A 17,722-nucleotide genomic window follows, 5' to 3' on the forward strand; every position below is an offset into this window, starting at 1 on the left:
GCATCCCATTCCCGCCAGTGCACCGGGTTGTCCGCATGCTGGCGCAGATACGGGGACGTCGCCTTTCCGAGCCGGTTCATGGCTCCACCGTACGGCTCATCCCGGCCCCGCGTGGGCAGCACGGGCCGGTGGACTTGACTCTCCGGTGGCGGGAGACCGCAGGGTCGCGGCATGAAGATCGATCTGGTCCGAGCGGACGAGCACTACTACGGAGCGAGCGCGCAGCCGGTGATCAAGACGTTCCCGCCGTACGACTACGTCACGGTCGAGGGTGCCGGAGACCCCGACGGCCCGGTCTTCGCCACCGCCGTGCAAACGCTCTACCGCGCCGCATACGGGGCGAAGAAGGCGGCGAAGGCGGCCGGGCAGGACTTCGTCGTGCCGAAATTGGAGGGCCTGTGGTGGGTCGACTCCGACGCGCCACCGCTGACGGTGCCACGCGAACAGTGGCGATGGAAGCTGCTGATCCGCGTGCCGGAGGTGGTGACCGCCGAGATGGTCACCGGCGCGACCTTCGAGCGGCTCCACGAGGGCGACGCCGTTCAGGCGCTGCACCGGGGCCCGTACGCGACCGAACCGGAGACCCTGACGCGCATGGAGGCCGTCATGGCGGCCGAGGGATGGCAGTACAGCGGCCGCCATCACGAGATCTATCTCTCCGATCCGCGCCGGACGCCGGACGAGAAGCGCAGGACCATCCTGCGCCAGCCGGTACGCCGGACGAATGGAAAATGATTCGCGCCCTTCGCATCCGAACGGATAACGTCTTATCCGCGCCCGGTGCGCAGGCAACGGCTACTTCCGTATTCAATGGATGGGTTGCGGGTTCGAGTCCCGTCCGGATCGCGGTGATCCGGTAGCTCAATCGGCAGAGCTATCCAAGGCAGGGTCTCCGGACCCGTCGGGCTCGATTCGCTCGAGCCGGTATTCCGTCGCCGCCCGGACCTCGGGCGCCGCACGCGCCGTGGGGGCGGCCGATTTGCTCGGCCGCCTCCAAGGTAATTCCACACCGGCCGCCGATGTGATTCTGACCGGCGCGGCACAGCTTGGGTAAAGCCTCGCAATCGGCAGGAGTTCGCAAGCCCCTGTCGCACCGCCGACTATGGCGTCCGGGCCAGCACCTCGCGCCCCACATATGCCAACAGCCGACGGTGCGCCGGTTCGTCCTCGGCCACCACTACCTCGGGTCCGAAAATGCCCGGCGCGCGGAAAGACTCGATGCCGCCCATTTCCCGCATGGTGGCGAGCAGTTCGCCACAGAGTTCGTCGTCGGCCAGATCCGGCCGGTCGATGGCCACCGCGATATCGACGCCGTGAACAAGAACCTCGGTCAGATGCACCAGCGCCGCCGCTGGACCGGGCAGATCCCCGAGCGAGATGCCCACCGTGCCCTCCAGCGCGCCGGGCCGATGCCAGGCGGCGCGGTCTACCTCCGCCGCCGCGGCGTACGCGCCCTGCGGATCGCCGCCGAGCCAGTCGGATTCGTACTCGGCGCCCGCGTCGGTGCCGCTCAGCGCCGCCGCGAAGACGTGCATGCCGCCCACGGTGTGATTGAGGACCTCGCGCACGTCCCAGTCCCGGCACGGCGTCGGCGCGGCCAGACCCGCTCCCCCCACGGCGGCGACGATCGCTCCGGTCGCGTCCAGTGCGCGGTCGATCTGTCCGATCATGTTGTCCATGAGCTTCCTTCGGTCGAGCGGTTTGGCTGAATTGGTAACACAGGACACCGACGGGCGCGCGGCAATGCGAACACCATCGTGCGTGGAAACAGTTGCCAGCGGTGTGCTTCCGGTCGACCGCGAATAAATAAATGCGATGCGCCGGACCGGCGCGCTCGCTACAGTCGACGGTGCGCCCGGTGCGCAGGCAACGGATACTTCCACTCCTAATGGACAGGTTGCGGGTTCGAGTCCCGCCCGGACCACAGGGTCCGGTAGCTCAATGGCAGAGCGGTACGTACCGTCGCCGACTTCGATCTCGGGCGCGCTACAACGTGGTTCGGGCACGCGGCCGATACTCCGATACGTTCACCGCGTTTCGGTGGTCGCCATCCGGAATAACGAAGCACGATGCGCGTCCGGTGCGCGGGCAGCGGTTACTTCGGGTTCAACTCCCGCCGACATGATTCGGCCGCTCGATATGGCGAGCAAGCCGTCGCCACATATTCCTCGGACGCCTTCGCAACCGGTCCGCCGCCAAAAATGAGATGCGGCAACGGTATTCATAGCGCTACCGTTTTCGTGCACCCGGGAGTCACTCCGGGTGCGCCACAATTCCATCGCACCTCCCGGTGCGAAGCAGGCGGCTACTTCTCGACCACAACCCTTTGGGAATGCCGCAGGCGAATATCGATCTCGGGGGGCATCGCAACGCACCGGCCCGGTGCGACCGACACGGCTACTTCCGCGAGCAGGCAGCACCACGCCTGCATCGACCGGTACTTCCCGCAACGGATTTCGATCTCGGGCCGGACGACGCGGCTGTCCCCGACACACAACTGGGGAATCCATGAGCAAGTTCAACCTCGCGCGCCCCGGCGCGACCGCACCGATCACCAGCGAGACCAGCCCGACCGGCCGCACCTTCGAGGGCGGCGCGGGATACGCCCGCACGCCACAGAGCGAGCTGTTCCTGCTGGCCGTCACGAACATGGTCGGCGAGCACACCTTTTACGAGTCCGCCGGTCAGCGCGACGATCGCTATGCCGAGCTGGTACGCGCGGCGACGATCGCCACTCCCGAGTGGACGGCCCGCTTCCTGCGCTGGCTGCGCGCCGAGGCGAACATGCGCAGCGCCGCGATCGTTGGCGCCGCCGAGTTCGCCAAGGCGCGGTCGGACGCGGGCGCGGCGGGGATGTCGCGGCAGGTGGTCGACTCGGTGCTGCAGCGCGCCGACGAGCCGGGGGAACTGCTCGCCTACTGGACCGCGGTGCACGGGCGCGCCCTGCCCCAGCCGGTCAAGCGCGGCGTCGCCGACGCGGTGCGCCGGTTGTACGACGAGCGAGCCCTGCTCAAGTGGGACAGCGCCGCGCGGGCCTTCCGGTTCGCCGACGTGCTGCAGCTGACCCACCCCACGCCCGCGCCCGACCGTCCGTGGCAGGGCGCGCTGTTCGCCCACGCGCTGGACCGGCGGTACGGACGCGCGACCGAGCCGGACGCGGCGCTGACCGTGCTGACGGCCCGCGCGGAGCTGATGGCCCGCCCGGTCCAGCAGCGCCGCGCGCTGTTCGACGACCCGGAGCGGGCCCGATCCACCCTGCGCTCGGCGGGCATGACCTGGGAGGCGGTGGCCGGCTGGCTGCAGGGTCCGATGGACGCGGCGGTGTGGGAGGCGCTGATCCCCGCCATGGGCTACATGGCCAAGTTGCGCAACCTGCGCAACTTCGACCAGGCCGGGGTGAGCGACGCCGTTGCCGCGGACGTGGCCGCCGAACTGGCCGATCCGGCGCAGGTGGCCCGCTCGCGTCAGCTGCCGATGCGGTTCCTGTCGGCGTACCGGGCCGCGCCCTCGCTGCGCTGGGGCCACGCGCTCGAGCAGGCGCTCGGTCATTCGCTGGCCGCCGTGCCCGCGCTGCCGGGACGGACGCTGGTGCTGGTGGACACCTCGGGCTCGATGCAGGCCGGGTTCGCCAAGGACGGCTCGCTGGCGCGCTGGGACGCCGCCGCGCTGTTCGGCCTCGCGCTCGCCCGGCGCTGCGCGCAGGCGGACGTGGTGTCGTACTCCAGTCTCGGCGGCACCTGGCGCGGCCGTGCTCGGCCCGCCAGCGTGGTGTTCCCGCAGCGGCGCGCCGAGCCGGTGCTCGGCGCGGTGCGGCGGTGGCGCGAGGAGGGCTACTTCCTCGGCTGGGGAACCGACACGGTCGGCGCGGTGCGCGAGCACTACGCGGGACACGACCGGGTCGTCATCCTGACCGACGAGCAGGCGCACGACGGCGACGTCGGCCGGGCGGTGCCCCGCCGGGTACCGCTCTACACCTGGAACCTGGCGGGATACCGCTATGGGCACGCCCCGAGCGGCACCCCGTACCGGCACACCTTCGGCGGCCTGACCGACGCCGCGTTCCGGATGATCCCGCTGCTGGAGGCGGGCCGCGACGCCGACTGGCCCTTCTGACAGCCGCGGGGCCGAGACCGACGCCGGTCCCGGCCCCGCGGCCGTCGATCGCGCCTCGGGCGACTACCCGAGTACCGGATAGTTGGCCCGGATGACGCCGTGCGGGTCCCGCGCTCGCTTGATCTCGCGCAGGCGGGCCAGCGTCGCGGAATCGAACGCCGCGGCGGCGGTTTCCTCCGGTGTGAGGAAGGTGTACGGCTTGCGACCGCTGATCTGCCCGCTCACCGCCCCGACGACGGCGGTGCGCCGGGCCCGCACCGCGTCGGCGAGATGCGGCAGCCCGAGACCGAGGCAGTAGAGCAGGTAGGGCTCGGTGATCGGGCCGCGTGCGCCCGCGTCCGGCCGGGCTTCGGCCAGCGCGCCGCCGAGCTGCCGGATCTGGATGTTGGCCAGCGGGGCGACCGGTTCCTCGACCAGCGTCTTCAGCACCGCATCGCCGAGTTCGGTCAGCTGCTCGGAACGCGACAGCGCCGGACTCGGGTCGGTGGGTTCGCCGGTGACGCCGCCGATGTCCGCGGGCCCGAAGACGCCCCGCTTGTCCAGGATCGGATTCCCGATGGCGTCGAGCGCCGCGAGCAGCGACCGGCCGCGATCCGGATCGCCGAGATACACCGCGTCCACCCCGACCATCGGCGGCGCGTCCGGGATCTGCAAACGCTGGAACCACACCGTCAGCTCCTCCGGTGCCGCGGCGGCGATCTCTTGGAAGACGTCGAACACCTCGCGGGCACGCGCTTGCGGCCACAGCACGCGGCCGCCGAACAGCTCCGGTGCGGGGAACAGCGTGAACTCGAGCCCGGTGACCACGGCGAAGTCACCGCCGCCCCCGCGCAGCGCCCAGAACAGGTCCGGGTCGTCCTCGGCCGTGACCCGGCGCCGCGCGCCGTCGGCGTCCACCACCTCGAACGCGCGCACGGCGTCACTGGCCCAGCCGTGCTTGCGGCCGAACCAGCTCATGCCGCCGCCGAGGGTGTAGCCGGTCACGCCGACGACCGGGTTGCTCCCCGCCAGGCCGGTCAACCCGTGCCTGGCCGCGGCAGCCTGCACCCGGCCCCACGACACGCCCGCCCCCACGCGCGCCACGCGCCGCTGGGCGTCGATCTCGATGCCGTCCAACCGACCGGTGCGCAGCAGGATCGCCTCCGGCACGCCGCCCGCCGCGCCGTGTCCGGTCGGCTGGGTGACCACCGGCACGCCCGCCCGGCCCGCGTACCGGACCACCGTCGCGACGTCGTGGGCGTCCCCGGCCCGCACCACGGCGGCCACCGGCTGGGTCACCGTCGTCGTCCACGGCCGTGCCGCGCTCTCGAAGCCCTCGTCACCGGCCACCAGCACGCGGCCGGGCAGGGCGGTCCGCAATTCGTCGAATGTCATCGCTCAGTTCCTGACTCTCAGCCTTCGGAAGCAGACGCGAGCGACGAACTCGGATACCGGCCGCCCGGGGGCGGGCCGTGGTTCGCGCCGCGACTACCTCATTGACGGAAGAGAGTGCGGAAAGGTAACAACAAGCAGGTCAGCAGGGGTGATGCGCCGGTCAGCTCGACTCGGCGCGGCCTTCGGGGTCGGCGCCCTTCGACTCGTCCCGCCGGGTGATGCCGTGCTCGGTCCCCTCGTCGGCCTCCTGGTCCGGCTCGGGGTGCTCGGGCTCGAAGGTCGCGGGCAGGCCCTTGATGTGCTTGTTCATCGACCGGATCAGCAGGAAGGTGCCCGCCAGCAGGAGCAGCACGATGGCCAGCCCCAGCGGCGACGCCTTGCCGAACTCGGGGCCGGTCGGCGTGCCAGGCGTCTGGGCGAGCAGGACCAGCGTCACGACCGCTCGTCCTCGATGCCCGCGAACAGGTCGGTCTCCGGCAGTTCGGTGCGCACCCTGGTCTTGGCCAGCTCGAACTCCTCGGTCGGCCACAACCGCTGCTGCATCTCCAGCGGAACGGCGAAGAACGCGCCGTTGGGGTCGATCTGCGTCGCGTGGGCGCGCAGGGCGTCGTCACGCTGCGGGAAGTACTTCGCGCACTCGATCTGGGTGGTGATCCGGGCGAACAGGTCACCGCGCTCGGCGGTGTACTTGCGCATCCGGTCCAACCACTCCTGCATCGGGAACGGTTCGCCGAGACGCTCGTACTCCGCGGCGAACGCCTCCATCCGCCGCATGCTGAAGCCGTGGTCGTAGTACAGCTTGAGCGGCGTCCACGGCTCGCCCGCGTCGGGGAAGCGCTCGGGATCGCCCGCCGCCTCGAACGCCGCCATCGACACCTCGTGGCAGCGGATGTGGTCGGGGTGCGGGTAGCCGCCGGTCTCGTCGTAAGTGGTGATCACGTGCGGCTTGAACTCGCGCACCACGCGCACCAGGGCCTCGGTGGCCTCCTCCAGCGGAACCAGCGCGAAGCAGCCCTCGGGCAGCGGCGGCAGCGGGTCACCCTCGGGCAGGCCCGAGTCGACGAATCCGAGCCAGTGCTGACGCACGCCGAGCGCGCGGGCCGCGGCGGCCATCTCCTCGCGGCGGATCTCGTGGATGCGCTCCAGGACGCCGGGGGTGTCCATGGCCGGGTTGAGGATGCTTCCGCGCTCTCCGCCGGTCAGCGTCACCACCAGGACGTCGTGTCCTTCGTCGGCGTAGCGGGCGGTCGTCGCGGCACCCTTGCTGGATTCGTCGTCTGGGTGGGCGTGCACCGCCATGAGGCGAAGGCCACTCACGTCTCGTTCTCCGTCGCTCTCGGTCGCGGGTGTCGGGGCTTCGTTACCTATAGTTCCATTCGACCCACTTTTGTTCCGACGTACCCCCCGGGAGCGACCAGCATGAGCCAGCCCGCGCCGGACGCCGGCGGTGAAGCGAACGCCGCGGCGGCGTCCCCGAGCGGCTCCCTGGCCGACCGCTACGGCACCCGGCCGCAGCGACGGCGCCGGTGGGTGGCGCCCGCGCTCAGCGCGGTCGTGGTGCTCGCCGGGCTCGGCGTCGCCTATCTCGGCTACCAGAAATACGGGCCGGACGAGATCGAGGCCGAGCAGCTCGGGTATGTCGTGGTGGACGACTCCACCATGACCATCCGGCTCAAGGTCACCCGGGCCGACCCGCGGCGGCCGGTGGTGTGTTTCGTCCGCGCCATGGCCCGCGACGGCTCCGAACTCGGCCGCCGTGAGGTACTGGTCGAACCGTCGGGCAGCGGGACGGTGGAGCTGACCACCGTCGTGCGCTCGTCCGCGCGGCCCGCCTCGGGCAGTGTCTACGCGTGCAGCGATCAGGTGCCCGGCTATCTACGGGCTGGCTGATTTCCGCGCATCCACCGGCGACCTGCCCACGAAATCAACTCCGACCTGCACATTTGTGAATCATGCTAAAATGGCGTGATACACGGTTCCGGGGCTCGGAGCCGTGTTTGCTGCATTGGCGGCCAGCGCTGACGGTTCGGGCTAGCGAGCTTGCCCGAGACCAGGGCCTGTCGGGGTTCGATGAACTTCCCAGGATCGCTCTAGCCGTCGACTGGTGCGTGCCCGCTCCCGGGTGGGCGCATGCCAGTGCTCAGGGAATCCCGGCCCGCCGGGAACAACTACTAGGGAGTGATCGAGATGACTGAGACGCAAGTGACCTGGCTGACCCCGGAGTCGCACGACAGGCTCAAGAGCGAACTCGACGCGCTCATCGCCAACCGTCCGGTCATCGCCGCCGAGATCAACGAACGCCGGGAAGAGGGCGACCTCAAGGAGAACGGCGGGTACCACGCCGCCCGCGAGGAGCAGGGCCAGCAGGAGGCGCGCATTCGCCAGCTGCAGGAGCTGCTGAACAACGCCAAGGTCGGGGTCGCGCCCACCAAATCCGGCGTCGCGCTTCCCGGATCGGTCGTCAAGGTCTACTACGACGGCGACGAGACGGACACCGAGACCTTCCTGATCGCCACGCGCGAGGAGGGTCTCAACGACTCCAAGTTGGAGACCTACTCGCCGAACTCCCCGCTCGGTGGCGCGCTCATCGACGCCAAGGTGGGCGAGACCCGGGAGTACACGCTGCCCAACGGCAATACGATGAAGGTCACGCTGATCAGCGCCGAGCCCTACCACAGCTGACGCTCTCGGCCGCGGCAGCGCGCCCGGCCGAGACCCCCGCGGACACGAGCGGCCGCGCCCGAACATCGGGTGCGGCCGCTTCCTCATGTCCGTGAACCTAGCTCAATGCCTGCTCGATGTCCGCGAGCAGGTCGCTGACATCCTCGATTCCGACCGAAAGCCGCACCAGATCCGCGGGCACCTCCAGCTCGGAGCCCTCCGTGGAGGCGTGCGTCATCGCGGCCGGATGCTCGATCAGCGACTCGATGCCGCCCAGCGACTCGGCGAGGGTGAACACCTCGGTCCGCGAGCAGAACTTGCGGGCCGCCTCGACGTCGCCGTGCAGGCGCACCGAGATCATCCCGCCGTAGCGCCGCATCTGCTTGCCCGCGACGGCATGGCCCGGGTGCTCCGGCAGGCCGGGGTAGATCACCTGCGAGATCGCCGGGTGCCCGGACAGGAACTCGGCCAGCGTCTCGGCGTTGTCGCAGTGCCGGTCCATCCGCAACGCGAGAGTCTTGATGCCGCGCAGCGTGAGGAAGGCGTCGAACGGGCCGGGCACCGCGCCCGCGCCGTTCTGCAGGAACGCGAACGCCGCGTCGAGTTCCGGATCGTCGGTGATCAGCGCGCCGCCGATGACGTCGGAGTGTCCGCCCAGGTACTTGGTGGTCGAGTGCACCACGATGTCGGCGCCCAGCAGGAGGGGCTGCTGCAGATACGGGGTCGCGAAGGTGTTGTCCACCACCAATTTCGCGCCCGCGGCGTGCGCGACCTCGGCCAGCGCGGGGATGTCGCCGATGCTCAGCAGCGGGTTGGTCGGGGTCTCGATCCACACCAGCTTGGTGTTCGGCCGGATCGCGGCGCGCATCTCGTCCACGTTGAACACGTGCGCGGGGGAATGCTCGATACCCCACTGACTGAACACCTTGTCGATCAGCCGGAAGGTGCCGCCGTAGGCGTCGTCGGGGATCACGATGTGATCACCCGGACGCAGCGTGGCGCGCAGCGCACAGTCGGTCGCGGCCATGCCGGACGCGAACGCCCGGCCGTAGCGGCCCGATTCCAGCGCGGCGAGGTTCGCCTCCAGCACCGACCGCGTCGGGTTGCCGGTGCGGGCGTATTCGAATCCGCCGCGCAACCCGCCCACGCCGTCCTGGGCGAACGTCGAACTCGCGTAGATGGGCACATTCACCGCGCCGGTCTGCGGATCGGGTTCGTACCCGGCGTGCACGGCCCGTGTGGAGAATCCCAGCTCGCTCATGAGGGCCAGCCTAATCGCGGCGATTCCCAGGCAACTTCCCGGTCTTGCATATCGCGACCGTGAGCGCGGGCAAATCGGGCAAACCTCCGCAACGGCGTCGGCACGGCGCCCTTTCGCCCTTCGATGCGATCGAATTTACGCGCGCATTCCGTCTGTGCCGGAAATCTTGCGACCAAGACGGCCGACGTGAGTTCGGTCTCCTCGCATCCGTCCCCGTTTACGCTGAGTCCATGGTCACCGTGGAAGAACTCTTCGCCACCGACGCGCTGCTGTCCGAGGACGAGCGCGAGATCCGCGACACCGTCGCGAGCTTCGCGGCCCAGCGGCTGCGTCCGCACATCGCGGAGTGGTTCGAGGCGGGCACCTTCCCGGCCCGCGAGATCGCCCCGGAACTCGGCGAGCTCGGCCTGCTCGGCATGCATCTGGAGGGATACGGCTGCGCGGGCATGTCGGCGACCACCTACGGCCTGGCCTGCCAGGAGCTGGAGGCGGTCGACTCCGGCGTGCGCAGCATGGTCTCGGTCCAGGGTTCGCTGGCGATGACCGCGATCCACAAATACGGCTCGGAGGAACAGAAGCGGCAGTGGTTGCCGGAGCTGGCCGCGGGCCGGGCGCTCGGCTGCTTCGGGCTGACCGAGCCCGACTTCGGCTCGAACCCGGGCGGCATGCGCACCCGCGCCAAGCGCGACGGCGCCGATTGGGTGCTCAACGGCGCCAAGATGTGGATCACCAACGGTTCGGTGAGCGATGTCGCGGTGGTCTGGGCGCAGACCGAGGACGAGGGCAAGCAGGTGATCCGCGGGTTCCTGGTGCCCACGGGCACGCCCGGGTTCACGGCGCGGGAAATGCGCCGCAAACTGTCGCTGCGCGCGTCGGTCACCGCGGAGCTGGATTTCGACGACGTCCGCCTGCCCGCCGACGCGGTGCTGCCCGGGTCGCGCGGACTGGCCGCGCCGCTGGCCTGCCTGAGCGAGGCGCGCTTCGGCATCGTCTTCGGCGCGCTGGGCGCGGCCCGCGAGTGCCTGGCGACCACCATCGAGTACGCCAGGACCCGCGAGGTGTTCGACAAGCCGCTGGCCGCCTACCAGCTCACCCAGGCCAAACTGGCCGATATGGCGCTGGAGTTCGGCAAAGGCCAGCTGCTCGCGCTGCACATCGCGCGGCTGAAGGACCGCGGCGAGGTCACCCCGGAACAGGTGAGCGCGGGCAAGCTGAACAGCACGCGCGAGGCCATCGCCATCGCCCGCGAATGCCGCACCATTCTCGGGGCCAACGGCATCACGCTCGACTACCCGGTGCTTCGTCATGCGAACAATTTGGAGTCGGTGCTCACCTACGAAGGCACCGCCGAGGTGCACCAGCTGGTGCTCGGCCGGGCCCTGACGGATGCGAACGCCTTCCGCTGAAAACCGTTCCCCCGCATGATTCGCAGGCAGCCGACCGCAGCACCAACCGTGGGCGATAGAAATCAATGTCAGCGGAGACTGAACAATTGCCCTGCCCGCAGAAATGGCACCGTCGCAATCCTTGCGAGGCGTTAGCGGAGATCGTCCTCATCGAAGTAGTCGGAGTAATCGCCCGACCCCGGATGGACCGACTTCCCTCCGCCTCCCCGGTGCCGCCCCTGGAACCGCACACCCCGCGGTTCCCACTGGCTGGGCCGGACCACTGTGCCACGACCCGCTCTCGTCGCCGCCGACCGGCCGGTCCCACCGCCAATCCTCGTCCGGACCGGGCCGGTCTTCCCACTGCTGCCCCCGCGCCGCTTGCTGATCCATCCACAGTCGCTCCCGCGCGGCGTCCGCGCGGCCGCGCTGGTAGGCCGCCGCGTGTCCCCGGACCGCGGGCAGCTGCTCCTCCAGACCGGTGAACCAGTTCTCCCAGCGCTGCTGCATCGGCCGGATCATGCCGCCGCCGACGCCGACCACCAGGATGCCGCCGACGGTGGCCAGCACGGCGACGAGGATCGGCAGCGTCACCACGGTGGCCACGCCGATCTGGTCGAGCGCGGCCACGATGCCGATGCCCCAGACGAACACCGCCGCGAACCGGCCCACCGTCGCGCCGTAGGACAGCCCGCCGAGCAGGCTGCCCACCATGTCGCGCGCCGCGTGGGCCACCGCGCCCGCGACCACCACGATGACGATCGCGACGCCCGCCCTGGGCAGCCAGGCGACCACGCCGGTGATCGTGTCGCTCACCGGGTTGGGGCCGAACATCCCGAAGCCGAGTTGCAGCGCGATCAACAGGATCGCGTAGTACGCCAACCTCGCCAGCACTTCACCCGCGTCGTATCGAGTGCGCGCCAGCAGCTGCCGGATGCCGCCGCGCTCGAGACGGTCGAAGCCGATCCGCCGCAGCACCTTGCCGATGATCGCGGCGGCCGCTTTCGCGACCAGCCAGCCGATGAACAGGATGACGAGGAACCCGGCCAGCTCGGGCACGAACGTCGCCACGGAACTCCACGCGTCGGACAGCCCCTGGTGATAATCGATAGCCAGACCGGAGGTGCGCATTGCCTTCCCTTCGCTATCTGTCGGCGGTACGAGTGTTTGCCACGATGGCGTCCCGCCTGGTTATACCTCCCACGCCGCCCGCGCAGCCCGTATTAGCGAGCAATTTGCCATATTGACTCGAAGCCGGAAGTAACCTCGGATTCGCTCCGCTGGGCGCCGCACCCGAAATCTCCTGCCGGTCGCACGCGGGCTAACTCCCCGCATGCCGCACAGGGCTCGGATTGCGGTCCCCGAGAACAGAATTGGGACTGCACGACCCGCGCGCGGACATTACTGTCGGTGTATGTCGTCGATCCGCGTCACCGAAGTGCTCGCGGCGCTGTCGCTCACCACCGATCTCGCCACCGGGATGCCGTTCGAGAAGGGGCTGGCCACCTGCCTGCTCGCCACCGGCCTGGCCGAGCGGATCGGACTGCCGGACGCCGAGCGCCGCGCGGTCTTCCAGGCGGCCCTGCTCGGCGCGATCGGGTGTACCAGCCGAGCCTCGGAGAACGCCGAGTCCTACGCCGACGACATCGCCTTCCAGCGCGCGTGCCACGTGCTCGATCCGGGCGATCCCGGCGTCTTCACCGAGCAACTGCGCCGGTTCGGCAGTTGGTCACCCGCGGCCCAATCGGCACTGCGCAATCGGTTCGTGGCGCAGCTGCCCGCGGACGCCCCGCAAGCCCTGCGCTCGTCGTGCGAGATGGTCCGGACGTTCGGGTCGCGCCTTGGCCTCGCGGACGCCGCGGTTCGCGCGCTGACCGAGGTGGAGGAACGCTGGGACGGCCTGGGTGCCCCGAATCGACTACGTGCGGAAGAGATTTCACTCCCAGGCCGGATTCTGCACGTGGCCGAGCAGGCGGTGCTCGCGCTCGACGCGGGTCCCGCGACCGGGAACGGGTTCGCCCCGGCCGGCGGCAACGGGTATCCGGCGGACCCGGCCGCCGAACCGGACCGGACCGGTCCCGCCCTGGTCGCCGTCGCGCGGCGGCTGGACCTCGTCTTGGCCGAGTTGCGGCGACGAGCAGGCGGGCACCTCGATCCCGACCTGGTCGCCGTCTGTGACGCCGCCCTCATCCGAGCGGTGCTCGAGGCGCCCGACCTGCTCGCCGCCGTCCTGGCCGCGGAACCGGGCGCGCCTGCCTCGCTTCCCGCCGACGAACTCGACCGCCCCGGCCTTGCGCTGGCCATGATCGTCGACCTGAAAGGCCGCTACCTGCTCGGACATTCGGCGCACGTCGCCGGGCTCGCCGCGGCCGCGGCGCCCCGGATGGGCGTGCCCGCCGACGAGCGGGCGGCACTGCGCGCCGCCGCCCTGCTGCACGACCTCGGCCGTGCGGCGGTATCCAGCGCGGTCTGGGATCGCGGTGGGCCGCTCGGCCCCGCGGACTGGCGCCGCGTCCGGCTGCACAGCTATTGGACCGAACGCATCCTGCGCCGCTGCCCCGGGCTGGCCGATCTGGCCGAACTCGCGGCAGGCCACCACGAGCGGCTCGACGGCAGCGGCTATCCCCGGGGCAAGCAGGACGCTTCACCCGGCTCCCGGCTGCTCGCGGCCGCGGACGTCTTCGCGGCCTGCACCGAAGCGCGGCCCTATCGTCCCGCCGCCCGCCCCGCGGAAGCCGCGGCCCGCCTGGGCGCCGAAGTCACCGCGGGCCGTCTCGACGGTGACGCCTGCGCCGCCGTGATCGCGGCCGCCGAGGACCGCGCCTGCCGCACCGGCCACGGCCTCTCCGACGTCGAGGTCGACGTCCTGCGCCTGACCGCCCGTGGCCGCAGTGGCCGTGAGATCGCCGCCGAGCTGCTTCTACCCGAACGCACCGTAACCCACCACCTCACCGAACTGCGCGACAAGACCGGCCAGCGCACCCGCGCGGGCGCGGCCGTCTTCGCCATGTCCCATCAGCTTCTTCCCGGCTGATCGCCCGCACACCCCGAATAGGTTCTGGCACACCGCGTGACCGAGCGACGATGTGCCAGGCGATGCGCGCGGCGGATCTCACAGGATCGGGGCGGGAAGCGGTAGAGGATTGTTACCTCTTGTCATTCAGGTGCCACGTGGGTGTCACCCTCAGGCCAGGGCGAGCGCGGATGATAGAGGAGGACACGGGCATTGGGGCGATGCCTCCACCACCATTCCATCGGAGGTGCACGATGCACACGTTCTCGATCGACCGCAGCGCACTCCGGTCGGTTCCGAATGCACTGGGAGCCGGCCATGTTCGTGCGTGACCATCTGCCGCGGCGCTCGCACGGCGTCACCCGCCCGCTGCCGGATCAGCGCGAACTGGTCGCCGCTTTCGGCGGCCACCCGAGCGATTCGGACGAAGACCACCCGCTGGTCGCCTGGGCCAGGACACTGGCCGCGCTGCACCGGCAGCGCCACTGCGATCCGCTGGCCGCCGCCGGAATAGATTGCCGCCGAGCCGAACTGGTGGCGACCATCGACGCGTGGGTGGTCGGCCAAATGCCGAGCAGGCGTTCGACCGATCACCTGCGCGCCGAATCGCTCGGCGCCACGGTCGACCGCATGGCCGCCGCCCACGTCCACGCCAGCCACCTGCTGCACACCGCGGAGAAGGTGTCCGACGCCCGGGTGCACGCCGCCTGGTACCGGCTGGCCCTGCTGGCCGACGAATGGACCGATCTGATCACCGGCGGCGTACGCGCGACGGTGCGCGGCAGGAGACCCGCCTAGCGCGCCGCCGTGCCTACTTCCCGAGGGTGCCCGTGCTGAGGAAGCCGAGCAGATCGTGGCGGGTGATCACACCGACGGGCTTGCCGTCCTCGACGACCATGAGCGCGTCGGTGTCCGAGAGGGCCTTCGTGGCGGCGGAGATGGGCTCGCCCGAACCGATCAGCGGGAACGAGGGGCTCATGTGCTGGGCCACCGAATCGGTCAGGTGGGCGCGTCCCTCGAAGACCGCCGACAGCAGATCGCGTTCGGAGACGCTGCCCGCGACCTCGCCCGCCATGACCGGCGGCTCGGCGCCGACCACGGGCATCTGGGACACGCCGTACTCGCGCAGGATCTCGATCGCGTCGCGCAGCGTCTCCGACGGGTGGGTGTGCACCAGGTCGGGCAACGCGCCGGACTTGCCGCGCAGCACGTCGCCGACCAGCGGTTCGGCCGTGCCGTCCAGCCGTTCGCGCAGGAAGCCGTAGGAGCTCATCCACTCGTCGTTGAAGATCTTCGACAGGTACCCGCGGCCGCCGTCGGGCAGCAGCACCACGACCACCGCGTCCGGATCGCGCCGCGCCACCTCGACGGCCGCGACGACCGCCATGCCGCAGGAACCGCCCACCAGCAGGCCCTCCTCCCGGGCCAGCCTGCGGGTCATGTCGAAGGAATCCGCGTCGGAGACCGCGATGATCTCGTCCGGCACGGCGGGGTCGTAGGCGGAGGGCCAGAAGTCCTCGCCGACGCCCTCGACCAGGTACGGCCGCCCGGTGCCGCCGGAGTACACCGAACCCTCCGGGTCGGCGCCGATGATCCGGACCTTCCCGCCGGAGACCTCCTTGAGGTAGCGGCCGGTGCCGGTGATGGTGCCGCCGGTGCCGACGCCCGCAACGAAGTGGGTGACCTTGCCGTCGGTGTCGCGCCAGATCTCCGGGCCGGTGGTCTCGTAGTGGCTGTCCGGGCCGCCGGGGTTGGAGTACTGGTCGGGCTTCCACGCGCCGTCGATCTCGCGGACCAGCCGGTCGGAGACGCTGTAGTAGCTGTCCGGGTGGTCCGGCGGGACGGCGGTCGGGCAGACCACCACCTCGGCGCCGTAGGCGCGCAGCACGTTGCGCTTGTCCTCGCTGACCTTATCGGGGCAGACGAACACGCACTGGTAGCCGCGCTGCTGCGCCACCAGGGCCAGGCCGACGCCGGTGTTGCCGGAGGTGGGCTCGACGATGGTGCCGCCGGGCCGCAGCTTCCCGGACTGCTCGGCGGCGTCGATCATCTTCACCGCGATCCGGTCCTTGGAGCTGCCGCCGGGGTTCAGGTATTCGATCTTGGCCGCGACCAGCCCCGCGTTCGGTCCCACGACCGAGTTCAACCGGACCAGCGGCGTGTTGCCGATGAGATCCACGACATGATCCGCGATGCGCATGGACCCATCGTTGCAGACGCACTAACTGTGAGTTCGCGCACGCCGCGCGCAGCGGGCCCGGACTACCGGCGAACCGGCGCGGGCGGCCTTAGGATCGCTGCCATGAGGCAGCCGAAGATCGCCCGCGCCGCAACGTTTCTGGCCGCAACGGCGCTGGCTCTAGTGGCCGGACCAGGCGCGCGAGCGGAAGCGGCGACGGTGGAGTTTCCGCAGGTGCCCACGCTGGCGCGCGGTGGTCTGTGCTGGACCAGCATCCGCACCTGGGCCGACACGAGCCCGGAATGGCCCGGTCGCGCCATTCTCAACGTTCGCGCGCTCCCCGTGAGCGGCATCGGGCCCGGCGCCTACCCGCTGGCGCCGCTGTGCGAGGTCCGCACCACGGTGGCCTGGCGCAACGTCACCACCGGCGCGACCGGCAGCTACGACAACGTCGTGGTCACCGGCATCTACGGCAGCATCCAGTACGCGCTGTTCCAGGACACCGGGCCCGGCCTCGTCGAGGTCACCATCTCCACCGACGCGGCGAGCGTGCCCGCCCGCGGCACCTTCGTGGTCCCGGCCTGACGTCGGCTGGTCCGCTACCCGCGCACAGCGGGCAGGGCCGTGGGTCCTTTGCCGGTCACTGGCCGTTTCGGTCGGATTTCGTAAAATTTCTGACGTGAGCGCACCTCGTTTCGGCTGGCGAACGGCGACGATGACCGGCGCAGCGGCCGTGCTGGCCGGTTCGGGCGCCGGCACCGCATGGTGGGCGGCCTATCGCCTGCTCGTGGCACAGGCGGGCGTCGCGCGCGGGGTGATCGGCCGGGACACCTCCAAGCCGCCGGAAGCCGACGGCATCTACGCTCCCGGGTGTGTCTCGCCCGAGCCGTGGCGCACCGGGAAGCACGCCGACCTGCACCTGATGATCTTCGGCGACTCCACCGCGGCGGGCGTCGGCTGCCTGGTGCCCGACGAGGTGCCGGGCGTCCGCCTGGCCCGCGGCCTCGCCGAAGCGACCGGGCAGCGGATCCGGCTGAGCACCAAAGCGATCTCCGGCGCCACGTCCAAAGGCTTGGCCGGTCAGGTGGACGCGATGTTCGTCGCGGGTCCGCCGCCGGACGCCGCGGTCATCCTCATCGGCGCCAACGACGTCACCAAGAAGCATTCGATCCGCGCCTCCGCGCGCAGGCTCGCCGCCGCGGTCGCCCGGTTGCGCCGCGCCGACGCGGTGGTGGTGGTCGGCACCTGCCCCAATCTGGGCACTGTCACGGCCATCCCGCAGCCGCTGCGCACCGTGGTGCACAACTGGAGCGCGCGGCTGGCCAGGGCGCAGCACGTGGCGACGACGGTCGCGGGCGGGCATCCGGTGCGGATGGGCTACCTGCTCGCCCCCGAATTCCGCGCCGCGCCCGAACTGCTTTTCGCCGCCGACGGCTTCCACCCGTCGGCGGTGGGCTACGAACTGGCCGCTGCGCAATTGCTGCCGGTACTGCTCGGGGCACTGGGCGAGACACCCGCTTCCGGTACTCCACGGCGGGACGTAGATTCGGTACGAACCCGTGAGTAACCTCGACAAAGGGTTCGTCAGAACCGTCCGACCCAAGGAGTCCTCATGCCTGAGGCCGTCATCGTTTCGACCGCACGCTCCCCGATCGGCCGGGCCCGCAAGGGTTCGCTGGTCAACCTGCGGCCCGACGATCTGACCACGCAGATCGTGCGGGCAGCGCTCGACAAGG

The 17,722-nt window shown here is 70.5% G+C and carries 17 protein-coding genes, 1 tRNA gene and 1 pseudogene; 11 read left to right on the forward strand and 8 right to left on the reverse strand.

From position 1 onward, the window contains the following. Nucleotides 1–80: DUF255 domain-containing protein (locus HOV91_RS41290; protein ID WP_438822718.1), on the reverse strand; the 80-nt coding region annotated here is incomplete at its 3' end. A gap of 91 nt (nucleotides 81–171) precedes the next feature. On the opposite strand from HOV91_RS41290, the gene HOV91_RS34085 reads away from it, so the two are divergent. Continuing rightward, nucleotides 172–735, forward strand: a complete 564-nt coding sequence (locus HOV91_RS34085; RefSeq protein ID WP_174189385.1) for a GyrI-like domain-containing protein — start codon at nucleotides 172–174, stop codon at nucleotides 733–735. A 365-nt stretch (nucleotides 736–1,100) separates the two neighbouring features. Here the strand turns inward: HOV91_RS34085 and HOV91_RS34090 are convergent, their stop codons facing one another. Next, nucleotides 1,101–1,679 carry a TIGR03086 family metal-binding protein gene (locus HOV91_RS34090; RefSeq protein ID WP_174189386.1) on the reverse strand — a complete coding sequence of 193 codons (579 nt, stop codon included), beginning with the start codon at nucleotides 1,677–1,679 and terminating at the stop codon, nucleotides 1,101–1,103. A gap of 176 nt (nucleotides 1,680–1,855) precedes the next feature. On the opposite strand from HOV91_RS34090, the gene HOV91_RS34095 reads away from it, so the two are divergent. Next, a tRNA-OTHER gene (locus HOV91_RS34095) sits at nucleotides 1,856–1,924 on the forward strand. A 584-nt stretch (nucleotides 1,925–2,508) separates the two neighbouring features. After that, nucleotides 2,509–4,113 (forward strand): TROVE domain-containing protein, encoded by a 1,605-nt coding sequence (locus tag HOV91_RS34100; protein WP_174189387.1) that lies wholly within the window; start codon nucleotides 2,509–2,511, stop codon nucleotides 4,111–4,113. 63 nt (nucleotides 4,114–4,176) lie between these two features. Here HOV91_RS34100 and HOV91_RS34105 read toward each other — a convergent pair whose 3' ends face one another. From HOV91_RS34105 to mca, 3 genes are all read right to left on the reverse strand, one after another. After that, nucleotides 4,177–5,487 (reverse strand): FAD-binding oxidoreductase, encoded by a 1,311-nt coding sequence (locus HOV91_RS34105; protein ID WP_174189388.1) that lies wholly within the window; start codon nucleotides 5,485–5,487, stop codon nucleotides 4,177–4,179. Nucleotides 5,488–5,647: 160 nt separating this feature from the next. Further along, nucleotides 5,648–5,923 carry a hypothetical protein gene (locus HOV91_RS34110; RefSeq protein WP_174189389.1) on the reverse strand — a complete coding sequence of 92 codons (276 nt, stop codon included), beginning with the start codon at nucleotides 5,921–5,923 and terminating at the stop codon, nucleotides 5,648–5,650. After that, complete coding sequence (mca, locus tag HOV91_RS34115) at nucleotides 5,920–6,804, reverse strand: mycothiol conjugate amidase Mca (protein ID WP_312884879.1); 885 nt, start codon at nucleotides 6,802–6,804, stop codon at nucleotides 5,920–5,922. The genes HOV91_RS34110 and mca overlap by 4 nt, the downstream gene beginning before the upstream one ends. A 102-nt stretch (nucleotides 6,805–6,906) precedes the next feature. On the opposite strand from mca, the gene HOV91_RS34120 reads away from it, so the two are divergent. Together HOV91_RS34120 and greA are read left to right on the forward strand one after the other, a co-directional pair. Further along, nucleotides 6,907–7,377 carry a DUF4307 domain-containing protein gene (locus HOV91_RS34120; RefSeq protein ID WP_174189390.1) on the forward strand — a complete coding sequence of 157 codons (471 nt, stop codon included), beginning with the start codon at nucleotides 6,907–6,909 and terminating at the stop codon, nucleotides 7,375–7,377. A 297-nt stretch (nucleotides 7,378–7,674) separates the two neighbouring features. Then, a complete protein-coding gene (gene greA / locus HOV91_RS34125) occupies nucleotides 7,675–8,169 on the forward strand; it encodes a transcription elongation factor GreA (protein WP_043731660.1) in 495 nt (164 codons plus the stop codon). A gap of 97 nt (nucleotides 8,170–8,266) precedes the next feature. On the opposite strand, the gene HOV91_RS34130 is transcribed toward greA, so the two are convergent. Then, a complete protein-coding gene (locus tag HOV91_RS34130) occupies nucleotides 8,267–9,409 on the reverse strand; it encodes a cystathionine gamma-synthase (protein WP_174189391.1) in 1,143 nt (380 codons plus the stop codon). 230 nt (nucleotides 9,410–9,639) lie between these two features. Here HOV91_RS34130 and HOV91_RS34135 point away from each other — a divergent pair, with 230 nt between their 5' ends. Next, on the forward strand, nucleotides 9,640–10,815 hold the full coding sequence (locus HOV91_RS34135) for an acyl-CoA dehydrogenase family protein (RefSeq protein ID WP_174189392.1): 1,176 nt from the start codon (nucleotides 9,640–9,642) through the stop codon (nucleotides 10,813–10,815). Between the two features lie 147 nt (nucleotides 10,816–10,962). On the opposite strand, the gene HOV91_RS34140 is transcribed toward HOV91_RS34135, so the two are convergent. Continuing rightward, nucleotides 10,963–11,925: a mechanosensitive ion channel family protein gene (locus HOV91_RS34140; protein ID WP_174189393.1), complete on the reverse strand. Its 963-nt coding sequence runs from the start codon at nucleotides 11,923–11,925 to the stop codon at nucleotides 10,963–10,965. A 283-nt stretch (nucleotides 11,926–12,208) separates the two neighbouring features. Here HOV91_RS34140 and HOV91_RS34145 point away from each other — a divergent pair, with 283 nt between their 5' ends. Both HOV91_RS34145 and HOV91_RS34150 read left to right on the forward strand, forming a co-directional pair. Continuing rightward, on the forward strand, nucleotides 12,209–13,828 hold the full coding sequence (locus HOV91_RS34145) for an HD domain-containing phosphohydrolase (protein ID WP_174189394.1): 1,620 nt from the start codon (nucleotides 12,209–12,211) through the stop codon (nucleotides 13,826–13,828). Nucleotides 13,829–14,125: 297 nt separating this feature from the next. After that, a complete protein-coding gene (locus tag HOV91_RS34150; protein WP_174189395.1) occupies nucleotides 14,126–14,605 on the forward strand; it encodes a DUF4254 domain-containing protein in 480 nt (159 codons plus the stop codon). A gap of 13 nt (nucleotides 14,606–14,618) precedes the next feature. Here HOV91_RS34150 and HOV91_RS34155 read toward each other — a convergent pair whose 3' ends face one another. Next, nucleotides 14,619–16,007: a cystathionine beta-synthase gene (locus HOV91_RS34155; RefSeq protein ID WP_174189396.1), complete on the reverse strand. Its 1,389-nt coding sequence runs from the start codon at nucleotides 16,005–16,007 to the stop codon at nucleotides 14,619–14,621. A gap of 102 nt (nucleotides 16,008–16,109) precedes the next feature. Here HOV91_RS34155 and HOV91_RS34160 point away from each other — a divergent pair, with 102 nt between their 5' ends. The 3 genes and pseudogenes from HOV91_RS34160 to HOV91_RS34170 all read left to right on the forward strand — a co-directional run. Next, nucleotides 16,110–16,571: a hypothetical protein gene (locus HOV91_RS34160; protein ID WP_174189397.1), complete on the forward strand. Its 462-nt coding sequence runs from the start codon at nucleotides 16,110–16,112 to the stop codon at nucleotides 16,569–16,571. Between the two features lie 130 nt (nucleotides 16,572–16,701). Then, nucleotides 16,702–17,553 carry an SGNH/GDSL hydrolase family protein gene (locus tag HOV91_RS34165; protein ID WP_174189399.1) on the forward strand — a complete coding sequence of 284 codons (852 nt, stop codon included), beginning with the start codon at nucleotides 16,702–16,704 and terminating at the stop codon, nucleotides 17,551–17,553. A gap of 45 nt (nucleotides 17,554–17,598) precedes the next feature. Continuing rightward, nucleotides 17,599–17,722, forward strand: a pseudogene (locus HOV91_RS34170) (acetyl-CoA C-acyltransferase); the annotation flags it as partial.

This window comes from Nocardia barduliensis (assembly GCF_013315795.1).
GTDB lineage: Bacteria > Actinomycetota > Actinomycetes > Mycobacteriales > Mycobacteriaceae > Nocardia > Nocardia barduliensis.